Origin of the sequence: Fusicatenibacter sp. (assembly GCF_050872605.1) — a bacterium.
Lineage (GTDB): Bacteria > Bacillota > Clostridia > Lachnospirales > Lachnospiraceae > Fusicatenibacter.
The window spans coordinates 1-16,295 of sequence record NZ_JBNMHD010000032.1 but is presented as its reverse complement, the minus strand read 5'-3'; the positions used below and the strand labels follow the sequence as shown (position 1 = coordinate 16,295).

Sequence of the window (16,295 nt, the reverse complement as noted above, 5' to 3'; positions counted from 1 at the left end):
ACTCCTTTTATTTTCTTGAATCGGCGAAAAGCCCAAAATATCCTCCGGCCGACATAACATCTACCCGGCAGACCTTCTGAGCTTTTCACCCTGTATTCTTATTTTGCAGCAGCAAGCGCCCCGCTGATATCCTCAACCATATCCTTTACAGCTGCTCTCGAAGCATCCGCAAAGTTCTCAGTGCCAAACTCGGCATATTTTTCCTGTTTGTAAGCAGCGATAATACCTCTCGAAGAGTTTACGATTGCACCCAGTCCGTCCTCATTGAAGAAGTGAACGAGGTCTTTTCCTTTTCCGCCCTGTGCACCGTAGCCCGGTACCAGGATGTAGGATTTCGGCATTACCTTACGCAGCACCTTGCCCATCTCCGGGTACGTAGCGCCGACAACAGCTCCCACATAGCTGTAATCATCGCCCATGTGCTCCTCGCCCCACGCGGCAACCTGCTCGCCGACCCACTCATACAGCGGACGTCCGTCGATGATGCGGTCCTGGAACTCGCCGCTGGACGGGTTCGAGGTTTTTACCAGAACAAAGATACCTTTTTTCTCCTCTTTGCAGACCTTGATGAACGGTTTTACGCCGTCAGATCCAAGATACGGATTGACAGTTGCAAAATCCTCATGGAATCCGGCGTAGGATTTGCTTCCCACCTGCACGTGGCCGAGGTGGCCGACTGCATACGCCTCAGAAGTAGAACCGATATCGCCTCGTTTGATATCACCGATGACAACGAGACCCTTTTCCTGGCAGTAGGAAACGGTCTTCTCATACGCTGCCATTCCCGGAACGCCGAACTGCTCATACATGGCAACCTGCGGTTTTACAGCCGGAATCAGATCGTATGTTGCGTCGACAATCGCTTTATTGAACTGCCAGATGGCCTCTGCAGCTCCTTCGAGTGTCTCTCCGTACTCGGCAAATGCCTTTTTCTGTACGTGCTCCGGCACATAGTTCAGCATCGGGTCCAGACCTACTACGATCGGTGCATTTGTTTTTTTGATGTTTGCAATCAGTTTGTTAATCATCTGCTTACTCTCCCTCTTCTGTCTTTTTTTATAGAAATTACTTAGCTTCGTATACAATCTTGCCGCCGCATACGGTAGCCATAACTTTTCCTTTGACTTTCTTGCCGCCGAACGGAGTGTTTTTGCCCTTGGAAACAAACTCCTTCGGATCGATCACATACTCTGCTTCCGGATCAATGACAACCACATCGGCGTCCATGCCAGGTGCAAGAGAACCTTTCTTGTCCAGATGCAGGATTTTTGCCGGATTGTAGCTCATTTTCTCCGCCATCTGCATCGGGGTGATGATCTCAGTATCCACAAGCTCGGTGATGGTAAGAGCCACACTCGTCTCCAGTCCGACGATGCCGAACGGAGCTTTCTTGAAGGACTCCTGCTTCTCGGTCAGCGCATGCGGTGCATGATCGGTGCTGATGACATCAAAGACATCGTCTTTCAGACCCTGGCGCAGTGCCTCGAGGTCCTCTTTCGTACGGAGCGGCGGGTTCATCTTGTAGTTGGTGTCGCCTTTTACGATGTCGTCGCTGCAAAGCGTAAAGTGATGCGGGCAGACCTCAGCGGAAATCGAAACGCCGGCCTTTCTCGCCTCGCGTACCATATCCACGCTCTCTTTGGTCGAGCAGTGGCACAGATGCAGGTGTGCGCCTGTCTCTGCGGCAAGTACGATATCTCTTGCAACAATCGTGTTCTCTACGGAGTTTGTGATGCCCGGCAGATGCCACTCTCTCGAGTTTGCATCCTCATTCATGCAGCCGCCGTTTACGAGGTTCTTGTCCTCGCAGTGAGCCAGCACCGGAATGTTTTTCTCTGCGGCAATCTCCATGGCCTCTTTGTAGAGCAGCGCGTTCATAACGGATTTTCCGTCCTCGCTGATCGCCGGGATGCCGGCTTTTACCATGCCCTCGATATCGGCGAGCTCTTCACCCTTCTGTCCTACTGTGATGGCGCCTGCCTGCAGTACATTAATCGGAGAAAAACGGTCTGCTTTGATCGTTACATAGTTGACGCGGTCCGGGCTGTCGATGACCGGTTTTGTATTCGGCATCGCTACCAGCGTTGTCACGCCTCCTTTTGCGGCTGCTTTCGAACCGCTTTCAATATCTTCTTTATATGTCTGCCCCGGGTCGCGGAGATGTACATGCATATCGATGATGCCAGGCATTACATAGCAGCCTTTTGCATCTATTACCTGCGCATCTTTTACGCGGATTCCTTTTTCAACCCGTGTAATAACGCCGTTTTCGATCAGAACATCACTGATTTCGTCTTTTTGGGTGGCCGGGTCGATGACCTGTCCATTTTTGATTAAGATACTCATCTTACGTTCTCTGATCCTTTCTTTTTTTCTGACCGGATTCCCGATCATTCTTCCTTTTTATAATACACGAAATCTTTCCTGAAATAAAGAGTTTTTTCTTGACTTTTTTGATTTGCAAGATTATAATAGTCTCAATCGAGAAGATGTTGAGATGTAATACGTGGTCACTAGCTATTAGAGATTATATTAGCATTCACCTTCAATATAATCTGTAATAGCTGGTGAATTTTTTTACCAAAAGTTCACTCGCTTATGGGGGAACATATGCATTCCCACATCATGCTTATTTTTTAATTTTATGGAGGTAACTCACAATGAACAAGGGAACAGTGAAATGGTTTAACGCAGAGAAGGGCTATGGCTTCATCACAGGCGAAGACGGAAACGATGTATTCGTACATTTCTCCGCTATCCAGGGTGAAGGATTCAAAACTCTTGACGAAGGTCAGGCAGTTACTTACGATCTTACCGAGGGTGCTCGCGGAATGCAGGCTTCCAACGTTGTTAAATGCTAATTAACCATAAGCGAAAGGCCGGGGGACGTATGTCCTCCGGTTTTTTAATTTACGCGGGCAACGAGCAAAAGTCCGTGCCTGCACGAGACACTGGCGACTGCCGCGATAACTTGAGAAACTCGCGGAGCGTGTTTCTCATAGTTTTTTCAAATCTCTATAACAAAAGCGCTTATCACTCCGGAATTTTCCCGTCTGTGGTAAGCGCTTTTACTTTCTTTAACAATTCTGCTTATTCCGCTGTACTTTCGCTGGTGGAATCTGCTGTGCTGTCACTTGCCGTATCTGCTGTGCTGTCCGAAGATGTATCGGAAGCATCAGAGCTGTCGCTGGTGTCATCTGCACTGCTGTCGCTGGATGTGTTAGTCTCGCTCAGATAATTCTGAATATCCGTCACGTTCATCGTTGTGGTTTCTGTCGTGCGGTTCGCCTTTTTCTCTGCTACAGAGTTCTGGTAAACTGCCATGGAGAACCAGCCGATCAGTGCAGCCAGAACAACGACGAAAGCGGTAACTTCCAGTCTCGTGATCCATCTTTCACGTCTCATGATTTTCTCACGGTTCGCTTTTTCCTTTTTATAGCGGTCAACTTTTTCCTGACTCATGGTTCTACTTCTCCTTTGATTTCTAAAAAGTGCTCGGCGGCACTTTCAAACATGTTGAAAATTATACTACATTTTCAACAAAAAGGGAAGAGAAAAGTTATAATACAATGATAATTCCGCCGTCATTTGCGTACATACTGCTGACGCCCCGGGTATCGAGTACGAAGACATCCTGTACCGCAAGGCGCTCCAGAAGGGCTTCTTTTACCATCTCGGCGCGCTCCGGGCAGTTGCAGTGGGAAACGGCGAGGGTCTTTGTCTCCACATGCTGTGCGTCATTCACAACGGCATCAACCATCTTCATCAGCGCTTTGTTGATGCCGCGCGCCTGGTCGAGCTGAACGATATCGCCCTCCGGTGTGGAGCCCATGACCGGTTTGATTTTAAGGGCGGATGCAACGAGCGCTTTCGCCTTGGAAAGACGGCCGTTTTTCCGCAGAGTTTCGAGATTTTCCAGCACGAAATAGGTGTGCTGTGTGCTGATATAGAGTTCTACTGTCTCTACGACGCGCTCAAAGCTCATGCCGGCTTCCTCGCACTCCACGATTTTTTTCACGATCAGGGTCTCTCCTATCGATGCGCTTCTGGAATTGAATACGTGAATCTTCAGATCCTCGTTCTCCTCCTGCGCCAGGTTTGCACCGAGCACTGCGCTGTTATAGGAACCGCTGAGCTGTGCGGAGAGTGTGACCGCGTAGCACCGTTCTGCTCCGTTCAGAAAAGATTTCCGGAAATAATCCGGCGACGGGCAGGCGGATTTCGGGCACTCCGGGCATTCCGCTACTCTCTTTAAAAAATATTTCTGGTCGAATGTCTCGTCATCCAGAATGGATTCGCCGCCGACTTCCAGGGTCAGCGGTGCAATTTCAATATTTCCTCTTTTTTTCATATCTGCTGTCAGTTCACAGCAGCTGTCTGCAACAATGTGAAAACTCATATCTATAGTCCCTCCAAACTTAATTCCGCCTTTTGCTCACAGCGGACCTTCGTATTTCCAATCACCGCTCTTTTTCAAACCTTTTCTTGTAGGGACGAATCCGACACAGTGAATTTTTTGATAATTTGTCATGTAGTTTTGATAACTACATTTTATCATAACACACTTAGTGCCCCATTGCAAAAAGTTTTTTCTTTTTAAAAGTTTTTTCCTTTTCTTGTCGCACTCCCCTTTTTGCGGTATACTACGGTCATACGGCTTTTTTTGCTTATGGATCTTTTTATGGATCTTTTCCATGACTTGTTTTCAGGAGGTGGTACGTATGGAATGGACTTTTTCGGATTCAGTCCGGCTTTCCCTGCTTTCGTTTTCGGAAGCTTCCAAGGTCTGCGCGGCGCTGCCCGGATTCTCTCTTTTGAAACGCAGTCTGGAGCCGGAGCGCATCGAATACTGCCGCGCGGAGCTGCTGCCTGACTGCCTGGTCGGATCCCTTGCCGTCCCGGACAAGACACATCCGCTTCATCACGCATTCTCGCTGGCATTTTACCTTGATCGTGAACAGCTTATTCTGGCATCCGACGAACAGACACTTCCGGCTTTGCAGAGCCGCCTCTTTCCGGAAGAACCGCTCGATACTTCCGACGTGTTCCATCTGTTTTTCTCGTTTCTGGAATCGCTGATCCAGGAGGATATGCTCTATCTGCAGAATTTTGAGAAGCGCCTCGCGACAATCGAGGAGTCTCTTCTCGACACTCTGCCAAAAGAGCTGCAGCGGACCCTGATCACGATCCGTCGGGAGCTGCTCGTGTTCCATGCCTATTACCAGCAGCTTCTCGACATGTGCGAAATACTCTCCGAGGACGAAAATCACTTTCTTCCCCCGGAATGCGCCCGCCAGTTTGCGCGCCTTGGAAACCGTGTGGACCGCTTGTACGACCACACACAGATGCTGCGGGAGTACGCCTTACAGATCCGCGAGATGCAGCAATCCCAGATCGACCTGCGTCAGAACGATACGATGCGGATTCTGACGGTCGTCTCGACCCTTTTCTTCCCGCTCTCGCTGATCGCCGGCTGGTACGGCATGAACTTTACGCATATGCCCGAGCTTTCCGCCCCGTACGCATACTTTATCCTGATCGGCATCTGTATTCTCATTGTTGCTGTTGAAATTTGGTATTTTAAAAAGAAAGGCTGGTTTTAACTACGGATGATTATTCTGCAGATTACACAGTTAAAGAATTTTATGAACACGCTGCTCCGCCTCGAGACATTTGACCGTTTTCCCGTCTCCGAGGCGTCGATCACAACGTTTACGACGTTCTCCATCGACGGAAGTCTCCACACGGACTTTTTCGATCCCGACGACGCGCAGCTTTTAAAGGAAAAGGGACGCACGCGGCTTCTCTGGAAGGATGTGAAATCGTTTTGCTACTCTGTTATTAAAGGAAAGCGGACACCGCTGCAGTTCAAATTTGTGTTTCAGCTCCCGCAGGCTGCCTGTGAGAAAATGATTGCGGATCACGCACTGCCGTTTGAAATTGAGAATATCTTCGGATGCTTTCTAAATTTTCAATATAAAGACGGCAAACTCCTTCTCACGACAGGCACTTCCCTCAAAATTTTTACGATGGACAAGTCGCTCAACCGCGTCTTCGATGAGGAAGTCCGCCAGTTTCTGCTGAAACATGAAATTGCATTTGAAGAACAGATTTAAACCAAAATACTTCTATATAGAAAGGTTCTATTTTTATGAATCAGATTATTATGTGGATCATGGCGGTCGGTGCGGTACTCGGCGGTGTCGACCGGATCGCTGGAAACCGCTTCGGGCTTGGAAAACGGTTTGAGGAGGGTTTTAACCTGCTCGGGCCGACGGCGCTCTCCATGGCGGGCATCATCTGCCTGACGCCGCTTCTTTCCCGTTTTCTCCGTTTTGCCCTTGTTCCGCTCTGGAACCATCTCGGGCTTGATGCAGGGCTGCTTTCCGGCATTCTCGCGATCGATATGGGCGGCTACCAGCTCGCCGGAGAGCTTTCGGCATCGCAGGAGATGGTGCGCTACGCGGGACTTGTCGTTGCGGCGACGCTCGGCTGTACGATCACATTCACAATTCCGGTCGGCATGGGGATGTTAAAGAAAAGCGACCGGCTCTTTTTCTCCCGCGGTATGCTGATCGGCACCGGCACACTTCCGGTCACTCTGGTTGTCGGCGGACTGCTCTCGGGGCTTTCTTTCCTGCAGATCGTAATCCAGTCGCTCCCGGTGCTCCTCTTCTGCTTTCTGCTGATGTTCGGCATCTGGCGTTTTCCGGATCAGACCGTGCGCGCGTTCACGGTATTTGCAGATGTGATCCGGCTTCTGACGACGATCGGCCTCATCGCGGGCGCGTTCTGCTATATGACCGGCTTTTCGCTGCTCCCGGACCTTGCCCCTCTCGAGGATGCAATGGCGGTTGTCTCCTCGATCGGCATTGTGCTGCTCGGCAGCCTTCCGACGGCGGAGCTTTTACAGCGGGCGCTCAAAAAACCGCTCTCTTTCATCGGAAGAAAAACCGGCATGAACGACAGCAGTGCCGCCGGTCTTCTGATGGGCATTGTCAGCCCCGTTCCGGCGATCACAATGATGGAAACGATGGACGAGCGCGGAAAGATTGTAAACGCAGCTTTCCTCGTCTCCGCCGCATCGACCATCGCCGCACATATGGGATTTACGTTCGGCACCGATCCTGATTTTGTCGTGCCGCTTCTCGTTGCAAAGCTCGCCGGAGGCATCGCCGCCGTCTGCGCCGCGCTGTTTTTCACGAAAAAATCTGCTTAACGACGAAAATCTGTGACGCAGTAATTCACGCTCTGCGGTGCTGAATTTTTTGCATTATTTTCGGGGATTGCTATAATTGTTTGAGAGTATACATAGCAACGCAATAAGACCTGCGCTTTCAAACGGCGCAGGTCTTATTGCATTTCTTACTTATTTTCTATTTCTTATTTCAGCATATCCTCTTTGATAATTCCATGCTCTTTTAAGAGATCTCCCACTACATTTCCATCCACCAGCTTCAGCAGAGGTTTTTTCAGCAGGTTGAGCGGTCCAGGAAGCTCGATTTCCAGAGGGGATTTTCCATCCATCAGCTTCACGGAGCTGTCCAGCAGGTCGCGGATATCGTAAACGCTGCCCCATACCTCCGGCACGCCGCGGTCTACGCCGAGGAGTCCGTAAACAGCTTCCATTGCAGTACGAACGGAATACTCTGTTGTGAAGATGGTATCTCTTGGTGTCTCAGCGAACTGTCCAAGGAATGCGAAGTTGACACAGCCATCCGGGATGACATCCGGGCGGTCGCCCTTTCTTCTTGGCATAAAGAATGCGGTAATGTACGGCATCATGGTCGGTACGCAGACGGCGCTGTTCTCTGCCAGCTCCGGAATCTGGTCAACCGGCACGCCGAGGTGGTACAGCCACTCTTCGGTGATCTCTTTACCGGTGCACTCTTTCATCGGTTTCTTCACATAGTCGCCAGGTACGTCGGTGAACAGGCTGTAAACCCATACGCATACCTTGTCTTTATCCTGCTCTTTGAACTGTCCCTGACGGTTGATGGTCCAGCTTAAGAGCCACTTGGAATCCTGGCAGCTTACGATACCGCCGGTAACAACCTTTCCGGTTTTCGGATCACGTTTGCAGATATTGGTGATATACGGGATGATCTTGTCGTCGAGTGTGGTGATCGTTGCGGATTCCCAGTTCGTCTTTGCGATATCGGAGCAGAATTTCTCCGGATGACCAAAGGACGGATCCTGTTTTGCAATGTTTTTCCACAGGCTCCAGCAGCCGCTTGTGCGGACCTCTGCATCACCGTTCGGTGCATGGTTCTGATCGCCGTAGATCGTGCCTTCGGTGCAGCTTCCGTTGGTAACGAAGACGAGGTCATTCTCGGTGAGAACGATGCCTTTCTCGACGCCGTTTACTTTGCACTCGATGGCTTTTGCGACTTTCTTTCCATCGTTGATTTCAAAGATAACGTTGGTTACTTCGGTATTGAACTGGAAGTCTACGCCGGCATCCTCGAGGTATTTCTTCATCGGAAGAATCAGGGACTCGTACTGGTTGTACTTCGTAAATTTCAGTGCGGAGAAGTCCGGCAGTCCGCCGATGTGGTGAATGAACCGCTGGAAGTACAGCTTCATCTCCAGTGCACTGTGCCAGTTTTCGAAGGCGAACATCGTTCTCCAGTACAGCCAGAAGGTGGAATTGAAGACTTCATCATCAAAAACATCTTCGATCGTCTTGTCGTACAGATCCTCATCTCTTGTCATGAAGAGTTTCATGATCTCCATGCAGCCTTTCTGGCTCAGGTTGAACTTGCCGTCGGTATGGGCATCCTCGCCGCGGTTCTTCGTTGCACGGCACAGGGAGTAGTTCGGGTCTTTTTTGTTCAGCCAGTAATACTCGTCGAGAACGGATACGCCAGGTGTCTCAATCGACGGGATGCTGTGGAACAGATCCCACAGGCACTCGAAGTGGTTTTCCATCTCACGGCCGCCTCTCATGATGTAGCCGCGGGTCGGATCGTAGATACCGTCGCAGGCACCGCCGGCGATGTCCATGGCTTCCAGAATGTGGATGTGATCGCCTTTCATCTGGCCGTCTCTTACGAGGAAGCACGCTGCTGCGAGGGCTGCGAGGCCGCTTCCTACAAGGTATGCGCTCTTCTCATCGACGCCTTCCGGTTTTTCCGGTCTTGCGAAGGCTTCGTAGTTTCCGTTGGTATAATAAATGCCTTTGCTGTTTTTCTTATCTTTTCCGCGCTCGGTGTTGCGGTAATCATTCTTTGGTTCTGATGTTACAGTGGTTGTCTCCGCTGCTTTTTTTGCTTCACTCTTGTTTTTTGCCTGCAGCACTGCTGCTCCAGCTCCGATGACTGCTGCTGATGCAATTCCGAATTTTAATCCTTTTTTTGACATAGACGTTCATCCTTTCTTTTCTAAATACGACTGCCGAAATGGTTTTTCGAATTCCCGGTTCGTATTGGTTATGCTGCTTTCTTTGTTTTACAAGTTTCTGTTGTGTTGCTGTTGTCTGTTGACAGTTTGAATCTTACTTCATTTTTCCCCGCTTTTCCATTTACAAAACAGGGCGGATGATAAAATTTTTATCACACGCCCTGTTTTGTAAAGTATTTTATTTGTTTTTCTGGAAATTGCGGATGGAATTGACGACATTTCCTTCCATCGTGCGGTGCATTTTCTCTGCAATCACATGGTAATCTACTTTCATGCCGTCCTTGATCCAGTCGAGCATGACGCCGGTGAAGCTGTACTTATAGAAATCTGCGATGAAGCTCTGGTCCGCCTCGGAGATGCCGGTTCCTTTTGCTTTCTCCTGCACGACACCGTACAGCAGATCGTGCGTCAGATGAAAGAGATACGTCTCAATCTGCTCGCGGCTTACGGAATGGTAGACATTCATAATAAACGGCTTGTTCTCGAGCACCACCTCAAAAATCTGCAGCATCCCCTCCTGCCACGTCTCGTACGTCTTCTTCCCCTGCAGCGCCTGCGTCGCATCCTCAAGGCACGACCATTCAACGAGATCGTAGATATCCTTAAAATGATAATAAAACGCCATCCGGCTGATGCCGCAGTCTGTCGTCAGATCGTTGATCGTAATTTTGTCCAGCGGCTTCTTCAAAAGCAGCTTCTTTAACGACGCTTCCAGAGCCGCCTTCGTTGCATTTGTCATGTATTTCCTCCCTTTTCTTCTGTCTGTTCGGAACGCTTCTATGCTTTTCATTGTAGCATACCCCTCCTCCGAAAACAACCGCGCCAGCCCTTCTGATGGGACTTTACAAAAAGTTTAGAAAATGCCGGAATACCGGTAAATACAAGGCTTTTTGCCGTTCTGTTAGCACTCTTTTTTCTTGAGTGCTAATTTTTTCTTGACTTTTCCCTGTGCCAGTATTACTATAACTATCAGGGCAGCAAAAAAGCTGCAGACATCTAAAAAAGCATAGTATTCCCGCTTTGCCGGGACAAAATATTTTTATAAGAAAAGGAGTGTGTTTCTCATGAGTGCGAAACATGGAAATCTTTCTATCAACAGCGACAATATTTTCCCGATTATTAAAAAATGGATGTATTCCGATCACGACATCTTTGTCCGCGAGCTCGTTTCCAACGGCTGCGATGCCATCACCAAACTGAAAAAGCTGGACGGCATGGGCGAATATACACTGCCGGATGACTACAAAGCATCCATCCAGGTCATTGTAAACCCGGATGAGAAAACCCTGAAATTCATCGATACCGGTCTTGGTATGACGGCTGACGAAGTCGAAGAATACATTACCCAGATCGCTTTCTCCGGCGCTACCGAGTTCCTGGAGAAATACAAAGACAAAACAAACCCGGATCAGATGATCGGCCACTTCGGTCTTGGTTTCTACTCTGCTTTCATGGTAGCCGACGAAGTGCACATCGATACTCTTTCCTACAAAGAAGGCTCCACACCTGTTCACTGGACCTGTGACGGAAGCACCGAGTACGATATGTCCGAGGGCAGCAAAACAACCGTTGGTACCGAAATCACCCTGTTCCTGAATGAGGACTGCCTCGAGTTCGCCAATGAATACCGTGTCCGCGAAGTACTCGAGAAATACTGCTCCTTCATGCCGGTTGAAATCTTCCTGTCCAAAGCAAACGCTCCGCAGGAGTACGAAACGATCGACGAGAGTGAATTAAAAGAGGACGACGTTGTCGTTGAGCACATCCACGAGGATGCAAAATACGAAGAGAAAGAAAAAGAAGACGGAACCAAAGAGCAGGTTGAGGTTTCTCCAGCAAAAGAGAAAGTAAAAATCAACAAACGCCCGGTTTCCATCAGTGATATCCACCCGCTGTGGACGAAACATCCAAACGAGTGCACCGACGAGGACTACAAAGAGTTCTACCGCAAAGTCTTCAATGACTACCGCGAGCCGCTGTTCTGGATCCACCTGAACATGGACTATCCGTTCAACCTGAAAGGTATCCTCTACTTCCCGCGCATCAACACCGAGTACGATTCCATTGAGGGAACCATCAAACTGTACAACAACCAGGTATTTATCGCGGACAACATCAAAGAAGTTATTCCGGAGTACCTGATGCTCTTAAAAGGTGTCATCGACTGCCCGGATCTGCCGCTGAACGTATCCCGAAGCGCACTGCAGAACGACGGATTTGTCAAGAAGATCTCCGAGTACATCTCCAAGAAATTCGCTGACAAACTCTCCGGCATGTGCAAGACCGACCGTGAGAACTACGAGAAATACTGGGATGATATCAACCCATTCATCAAATACGGATGCATCAAGGACGAGAAATTCTCCAAGAAGATGATGGACTACATTCTGTTCAAGAACATCGACGGAAAATATCTGACCCTTGAGGACTGCATCAACGAGAATAAGAAAGAAGAAGCTCCTGCTGAGAACACCGAGGAGAAGTCTGAAACTGCTGAGAATACAGAAAATACGGAAAACGCTGACGAGAAGAAAGAGCCGGAAAAAACGACAGTTTACTACATTACCGACGAAGTTCAGCAGAGCCAGTACATCAACATGTTCCGCAGCCAGGGCATGGACGCTGTCATCCTGAAACACAACATCGACTCCGCTTTCATCACCCATGCAGAGCGTTACAACGAACATGTGACCTTCCAGCGCATCGACGCAGATCTGACCAACGATATGAAAGATGAGTCCGGTGAGGATCTGACTGACGCTACCAATACACTGACCGATCTCTTCCGCAAAGTCCTTGACAAGAAAGACCTGACCGTCAAAGTTGAAAACCTGAAAGATGAGAACGTATCCTCCATGGTAACACTTTCCGAGGAGAGCCGCCGGATGCAGGATATGATGAAGATGTACGGCATGACCGGCATGGATCCGTCCATGTTCGGCGGACAGGAAACTCTGATCCTGAATGCAAAACATCCGCTCGTTCAGTACATTCTGAAGAATGGCGAGAACGACAACACATCCCTGTTCTGCGAGCAGCTGTATGATCTGGCCATGATCAGCCACAAACCGCTCTCTCCGGACGAGATGACAAAATTCGTAAGCAGAAGCAATCAGATTATGATGCTCCTTGCAAAATGATAAAGCACAGGCACAGCAAAACGCACCTCTTATAAAACACGCCGGATTTCTGGAATTTACCAGATGTCCGGCGTGTTTTTTCCTGCTTTTTTACTTTACGATTTCTGATCCAGATGATAAAATAATTCTATTCGCCCTATTGAAAAATAAGGAAAATCACACGAAAGGTCTGGTATTTATTTCTATGCAAAAAGGAAAGCCATCCGCCCTGCTCCCGATCGCCGTTTTTCTGGTGTTTTATCTGGGGCTCGGCATTTATTCCGAGTATATTTTAAAAATTCCGATGGGCTTCTACAACATCCCCATCGTCGTCGCGTTTCTGGCTGCGATCCTCGTCGCCTGTCTGCAGAACCGCAGTGTCCCGTTTGAAGAAAAGCTCGCGCTCATGGGACAGGGCATCGGGGACAAAAACATCATCACAATGCTGCTGATCTTCCTCGCCGCAGGCACGTTTGTCGGCGTTGTCGGAAGGAGCAGTGCAGAGAGCGTTGCCTATTTCATGCTCTCCTGGATTCCGGCAAAGTATGCCGTCGCTGTTCTCTTTGTCGTTGCCTGCTTCGTCTCCACGGCCATGGGAACCTCCGTCGGAACGATCACGCTTCTCGTGCCGATCGCCGCTGCTGTTGCTGAGACCTCCGGCTTTTCGCTGGCGCTCTGCGTCGCCTCTGTCATGGGCGGATCGATGTTCGGCGATAACCTCTCCTTCATCTCCGACACGACGATCGCCGCCTGCAACGGACAGGGCTGCGAGATGAAAGACAAGTTCCGCGAAAACTTCTGGATCGCTCTCCCGGCTGCTCTTGCCGCGCTGGCGCTGATCCTTGTAATCTCCTTCCTCCAGGCGCCGGGCACACCGATCGTCCACGAATACCACCTGCTGCAGATGGTTCCGTACCTGCTGGTGCTGATCGGCGGCATCGCGGGCATTCAGGTATTTGTCGTGCTCCTTGTCGGCATTGTATCCGGTGCGGTCATCATGCTCGGCACGGGGCAGACGACGCTGTGGGAGATGCTCTCCAGCATGGGAAGCGGCACTTCGGGTATGTTTGAGACATGTATGGTTGCGATTCTTGTCGCTGCGATGTGCGCGCTGATCCGGGAAAACGGCGGCTTTACTGTCCTGCTTCGCGCCATTCACAAAATCTTCCGCGGAAAAAAGGGCGGCCAGCTCGGTGTCGGCATTCTCGTCGCGCTGCTCGACATTGCGACCGCAAACAACACCGTCGCGATCGTCATGGCAAACCCGATCGCAAAGCAGATGTCCGAGGACTACGGCATCACCCCTAGGAAAACGGCATCGCTCCTCGATACCTTCTCCTGCATCTCGCAGGGCATCCTGCCGTACGGCGCGCAGATGCTCGTGGCAATCTCCGCGGTGCATGAACTGGGATATGAGCTCTCCGCCTTCGAAATCATGGCAAACCTCTTTTACCCGGGCATGCTGCTTGTCAGTTCGCTGATCTTTATCTTTTTCCTGCCGGACCGGAAAAAAGCCGAAAGCAATGTCTAAAAAGTTCCGTATCGGATCAACTCAAAAAATCGTGTTAAAATGCCCACCGATTTCACTTTTTCGTTTGATCGGCGGGCATTTTTTTGCTTTTTTTTGCAAAAATCGCCAAAATTGCAGTAACATTTACGGTTGAAATTCTTTTATGCGGGTAGTATAATCGGGGTCGTGACATTGAGAAGTAGTGATGTTATGTGGGTTATGGGGAGAAAGGACAACAGACAAAGTGAAATTATTAAGACAGTTCCTTGTAATTATGGCGGTTTCGTTCGTCGGGGAAATCCTGCACGCCGTGCTGCCGCTTCCGATTCCGGCAAGTATCTACGGCCTTGTGCTGATGCTGGCGCTTCTGATGACGGGGGCATTAAAACTTGATGCCGTCGAGGACGCAGGCAAATTTATGATTGAGATCATGCCGGTCATGTTCATTCCAGCGGGCGTCGGCCTGATGGAATCCTGGGGTGAATTAAAAGCCGTTCTCGTTCCGGTTCTCGTGATTACGCTGGTGAGCACCATCGTCGTTATGATTGTGTCCGGACGCGTGACACAGGCAGTCATCCGGCTGGAAAAGAAACACAAAGGAGGGGACGCAAAATGACAAATATGCTCTGTGAATCTGCATTTTTCGGCGTTGTCATCAGCCTTCTGGCGTATGAGCTCGGCATGCTGTTAAAGAAAAAATTCGGTCTGCCGATCTTCAATCCGCTGCTGATTTCGATTGCAGTCGTCATTGTATTCCTTGCTGTTTTCGATATCGATTATCAGAACTACAATGACGGAGCCAAATATTTAAGCTATCTGCTGACACCTGCAACGGTCTGCCTTGCCATTCCGCTGTATGAGCAGATGGAGGCATTGAAAAAGAATATCAAAGCCATCCTCGCCGGCATTCTCTCCGGCGTGCTGACGAGCCTTACCGTGGTTCTCGTGCTGGCGCTGATCTTCAATCTGAATCATAAAATGTACGTAACGCTGCTGCCGAAATCTATCACCACGGCGATCGGCATGGGCGTATCCGAGGAACTCGGCGGTGCGGTGACAATCACCGTTGCGGTTATCATCATCACCGGTGTGCTGGGAAATATGCTGGCGGAGACGCTCTGCAAGCTGTTTCACATTGAGGAGCCGATTGCAAAGGGCATCGGCATCGGATCGGCCTCCCATGCGATCGGTACGGCAAAGGCCATGGAGATGGGCGATGTCGAGGGTGCGATGAGCAGCCTTTCGATTGCGGTTGCGGGTATTCTGACTGTGGTCGGCGCATCAATTTATGCGATGTTTATCTAAAAACGAACTCTGCAGAAAACATAAAAATCCGGGAATGGAAAGCATTTTAAAACTTTCCGTTCCCGGATTTTCTATACCTGAAATTCTATAACTAAAAATCAAAATTCCGACTGCAGAAACTCTTCAATAAAGAGAAGCGCCGCGCCGATCGCCGGTGTGTACTGGCCGTGTGTGCCGACCAGAAGCTGCTCCCGCACAAGCGGAAACGGGCTGGCTGCATTGACTTTTTCAAGCAGTGTCCGGCAGTCTTCTTCTGTGAAATACGGCGCAAGGTAACCGCTCACAATCACCGCTCCGTCGAGCAGCAGATTTGCTGTCTTCATTGCATAGGCAAGATGAGACAGGTACGCATCCCAGATTTCTGCAAGACGCGCATCGTTTCCTTCCCGCAGTGCCGGGAAAAATTCTTTGACCAGCATCTCTGCTGCCGCTTCCAGCGCATTTGCGGAACAGTACGTCTCCAGGCACCCTCTCTGCCCGCAGTAGCACTCCGGCCCTTCCGGGTCGATGCAGATATGCTCGAGCGTTCCGCTGTGCATCGAAAGCCCCTGATGCACCTTGTGGTTCGTGATCACCGCCCCGCCCAGGTTGCGGTTCAGCAGGAATACCACCGCACTTTCAATCTCCGGATGATTCCAGAGTTCCAGGGACGCCGCCGCTTTCGAATCGTGCTCAAGGCGGCACGGATACGGAATCCGTGTGGAAAAGTCGGCGAGCTTCATATCCGTATTGTGGAGAATCTCCCCGTAAAGCACCGACTCCCCGTCCGGCGCCGGGATTCCCTGCGTCGCAATTGATACACCGAGAATTTTTTCCCTGTCATACCCATTGCGTTCCAGGAACGATTCCAGCGCCGCCGCAAGCCCGTCATAATACGCATCACTCTGCGCAAACGGCACAGCGACCGTCTCCTCTGCGATCGCCTCTCCGTAGAGATTGACCGCAGCCAGATGAAACAT

Annotated in this window: 15 protein-coding genes; 8 read left to right on the top strand and 7 right to left on the bottom strand. The window is 50.0% G+C overall.

The annotated features are described in order from the left end of the window. Positions 1-98: 98 nt before the first annotated feature. Positions 99-1,028 (bottom strand): orotidine-5'-phosphate decarboxylase, encoded by a 930-nt coding sequence (pyrF, locus tag ACY2VT_RS10220; protein WP_118601421.1) that lies wholly within the window; start codon positions 1,026-1,028, stop codon positions 99-101. 37 nt (positions 1,029-1,065) lie between these two features. Next, positions 1,066-2,346, bottom strand: a complete 1,281-nt coding sequence (locus ACY2VT_RS10215) for a dihydroorotase (RefSeq protein ID WP_461879820.1) — start codon at positions 2,344-2,346, stop codon at positions 1,066-1,068. A 314-nt stretch (positions 2,347-2,660) separates the two neighbouring features. Here ACY2VT_RS10215 and ACY2VT_RS10210 point away from each other — a divergent pair, with 314 nt between their 5' ends. Continuing rightward, a complete protein-coding gene (locus ACY2VT_RS10210) occupies positions 2,661-2,861 on the top strand; it encodes a cold-shock protein (protein WP_022461996.1) in 201 nt (66 codons plus the stop codon). Between the two features lie 229 nt (positions 2,862-3,090). Here the strand turns inward: ACY2VT_RS10210 and ACY2VT_RS10205 are convergent, their stop codons facing one another. Both ACY2VT_RS10205 and ACY2VT_RS10200 read right to left on the bottom strand, forming a co-directional pair. Beyond that, on the bottom strand, positions 3,091-3,462 hold the full coding sequence (locus ACY2VT_RS10205) for a hypothetical protein (RefSeq protein WP_461879819.1): 372 nt from the start codon (positions 3,460-3,462) through the stop codon (positions 3,091-3,093). Between the two features lie 97 nt (positions 3,463-3,559). After that, a complete protein-coding gene (locus ACY2VT_RS10200; protein ID WP_461879818.1) occupies positions 3,560-4,399 on the bottom strand; it encodes a DegV family protein in 840 nt (279 codons plus the stop codon). 322 nt (positions 4,400-4,721) lie between these two features. On the opposite strand from ACY2VT_RS10200, the gene ACY2VT_RS10195 reads away from it, so the two are divergent. Genes ACY2VT_RS10195 through ACY2VT_RS10185 form a run of 3 tightly spaced genes read left to right on the top strand, consistent with a single transcriptional unit; the run spans position 4,722 to position 7,219 of the window. Further along, complete coding sequence (locus ACY2VT_RS10195) at positions 4,722-5,603, top strand: magnesium transporter CorA family protein (RefSeq protein WP_461873885.1); 882 nt, start codon at positions 4,722-4,724, stop codon at positions 5,601-5,603. 6 nt (positions 5,604-5,609) lie between these two features. Continuing rightward, complete coding sequence (locus ACY2VT_RS10190; RefSeq protein WP_461873886.1) at positions 5,610-6,116, top strand: DUF5721 family protein; 507 nt, start codon at positions 5,610-5,612, stop codon at positions 6,114-6,116. Positions 6,117-6,151: 35 nt separating this feature from the next. Further along, positions 6,152-7,219 (top strand): ethanolamine utilization protein EutH, encoded by a 1,068-nt coding sequence (locus tag ACY2VT_RS10185; RefSeq protein ID WP_461879817.1) that lies wholly within the window; start codon positions 6,152-6,154, stop codon positions 7,217-7,219. Positions 7,220-7,383: 164 nt separating this feature from the next. Here the strand turns inward: ACY2VT_RS10185 and ACY2VT_RS10180 are convergent, their stop codons facing one another. Then, positions 7,384-9,363 (bottom strand): oleate hydratase, encoded by a 1,980-nt coding sequence (locus ACY2VT_RS10180; RefSeq protein ID WP_461879816.1) that lies wholly within the window; start codon positions 9,361-9,363, stop codon positions 7,384-7,386. Between the two features lie 217 nt (positions 9,364-9,580). Beyond that, on the bottom strand, positions 9,581-10,141 hold the full coding sequence (locus ACY2VT_RS10175; protein WP_461879815.1) for a TetR-like C-terminal domain-containing protein: 561 nt from the start codon (positions 10,139-10,141) through the stop codon (positions 9,581-9,583). Between the two features lie 325 nt (positions 10,142-10,466). On the opposite strand from ACY2VT_RS10175, the gene htpG reads away from it, so the two are divergent. From htpG to ACY2VT_RS10155, 4 genes are all read left to right on the top strand, one after another. After that, complete coding sequence (htpG, locus tag ACY2VT_RS10170; protein ID WP_461879814.1) at positions 10,467-12,542, top strand: molecular chaperone HtpG; 2,076 nt, start codon at positions 10,467-10,469, stop codon at positions 12,540-12,542. A gap of 184 nt (positions 12,543-12,726) precedes the next feature. Beyond that, entirely contained in the window at positions 12,727-14,052 is a 1,326-nt protein-coding gene (locus ACY2VT_RS10165; protein WP_461879813.1) for a Na+/H+ antiporter NhaC family protein, read from the top strand. Positions 14,053-14,275: 223 nt separating this feature from the next. Then, positions 14,276-14,647 carry a CidA/LrgA family protein gene (locus ACY2VT_RS10160; protein WP_117804340.1) on the top strand — a complete coding sequence of 124 codons (372 nt, stop codon included), beginning with the start codon at positions 14,276-14,278 and terminating at the stop codon, positions 14,645-14,647. Next, positions 14,644-15,336 (top strand): LrgB family protein, encoded by a 693-nt coding sequence (locus tag ACY2VT_RS10155; protein WP_461873895.1) that lies wholly within the window; start codon positions 14,644-14,646, stop codon positions 15,334-15,336. Before ACY2VT_RS10160 ends, ACY2VT_RS10155 begins: the two co-directional genes overlap by 4 nt. A 98-nt stretch (positions 15,337-15,434) precedes the next feature. Here ACY2VT_RS10155 and ACY2VT_RS10150 read toward each other — a convergent pair. Then, positions 15,435-16,295, bottom strand: an 861-nt coding sequence (locus ACY2VT_RS10150) for an ROK family protein (protein ID WP_461879812.1), incomplete at its 5' end; no start/stop codon positions are given.

Coding starts and splice junctions, on each gene's coding strand:
- pyrF (WP_118601421.1), bottom strand. CDS start 1,028: ATGATTAACAAACTGATTGCAAACATCAAAAAAACAAATGCACCGATC.
- ACY2VT_RS10215 (WP_461879820.1), bottom strand. CDS start 2,346: ATGAGTATCTTAATCAAAAATGGACAGGTCATCGACCCGGCCACCCAA.
- ACY2VT_RS10210 (WP_022461996.1), top strand. CDS start 2,661: ATGAACAAGGGAACAGTGAAATGGTTTAACGCAGAGAAGGGCTATGGC.
- ACY2VT_RS10205 (WP_461879819.1), bottom strand. CDS start 3,462: ATGAGTCAGGAAAAAGTTGACCGCTATAAAAAGGAAAAAGCGAACCGT.
- ACY2VT_RS10200 (WP_461879818.1), bottom strand. CDS start 4,399: ATGAGTTTTCACATTGTTGCAGACAGCTGCTGTGAACTGACAGCAGAT.
- ACY2VT_RS10195 (WP_461873885.1), top strand. CDS start 4,722: ATGGAATGGACTTTTTCGGATTCAGTCCGGCTTTCCCTGCTTTCGTTT.
- ACY2VT_RS10190 (WP_461873886.1), top strand. CDS start 5,610: ATGATTATTCTGCAGATTACACAGTTAAAGAATTTTATGAACACGCTG.
- ACY2VT_RS10185 (WP_461879817.1), top strand. CDS start 6,152: ATGAATCAGATTATTATGTGGATCATGGCGGTCGGTGCGGTACTCGGC.
- ACY2VT_RS10180 (WP_461879816.1), bottom strand. CDS start 9,363: ATGTCAAAAAAAGGATTAAAATTCGGAATTGCATCAGCAGCAGTCATC.
- ACY2VT_RS10175 (WP_461879815.1), bottom strand. CDS start 10,141: ATGACAAATGCAACGAAGGCGGCTCTGGAAGCGTCGTTAAAGAAGCTG.
- htpG (WP_461879814.1), top strand. CDS start 10,467: ATGAGTGCGAAACATGGAAATCTTTCTATCAACAGCGACAATATTTTC.
- ACY2VT_RS10165 (WP_461879813.1), top strand. CDS start 12,727: ATGCAAAAAGGAAAGCCATCCGCCCTGCTCCCGATCGCCGTTTTTCTG.
- ACY2VT_RS10155 (WP_461873895.1), top strand. CDS start 14,644: ATGACAAATATGCTCTGTGAATCTGCATTTTTCGGCGTTGTCATCAGC.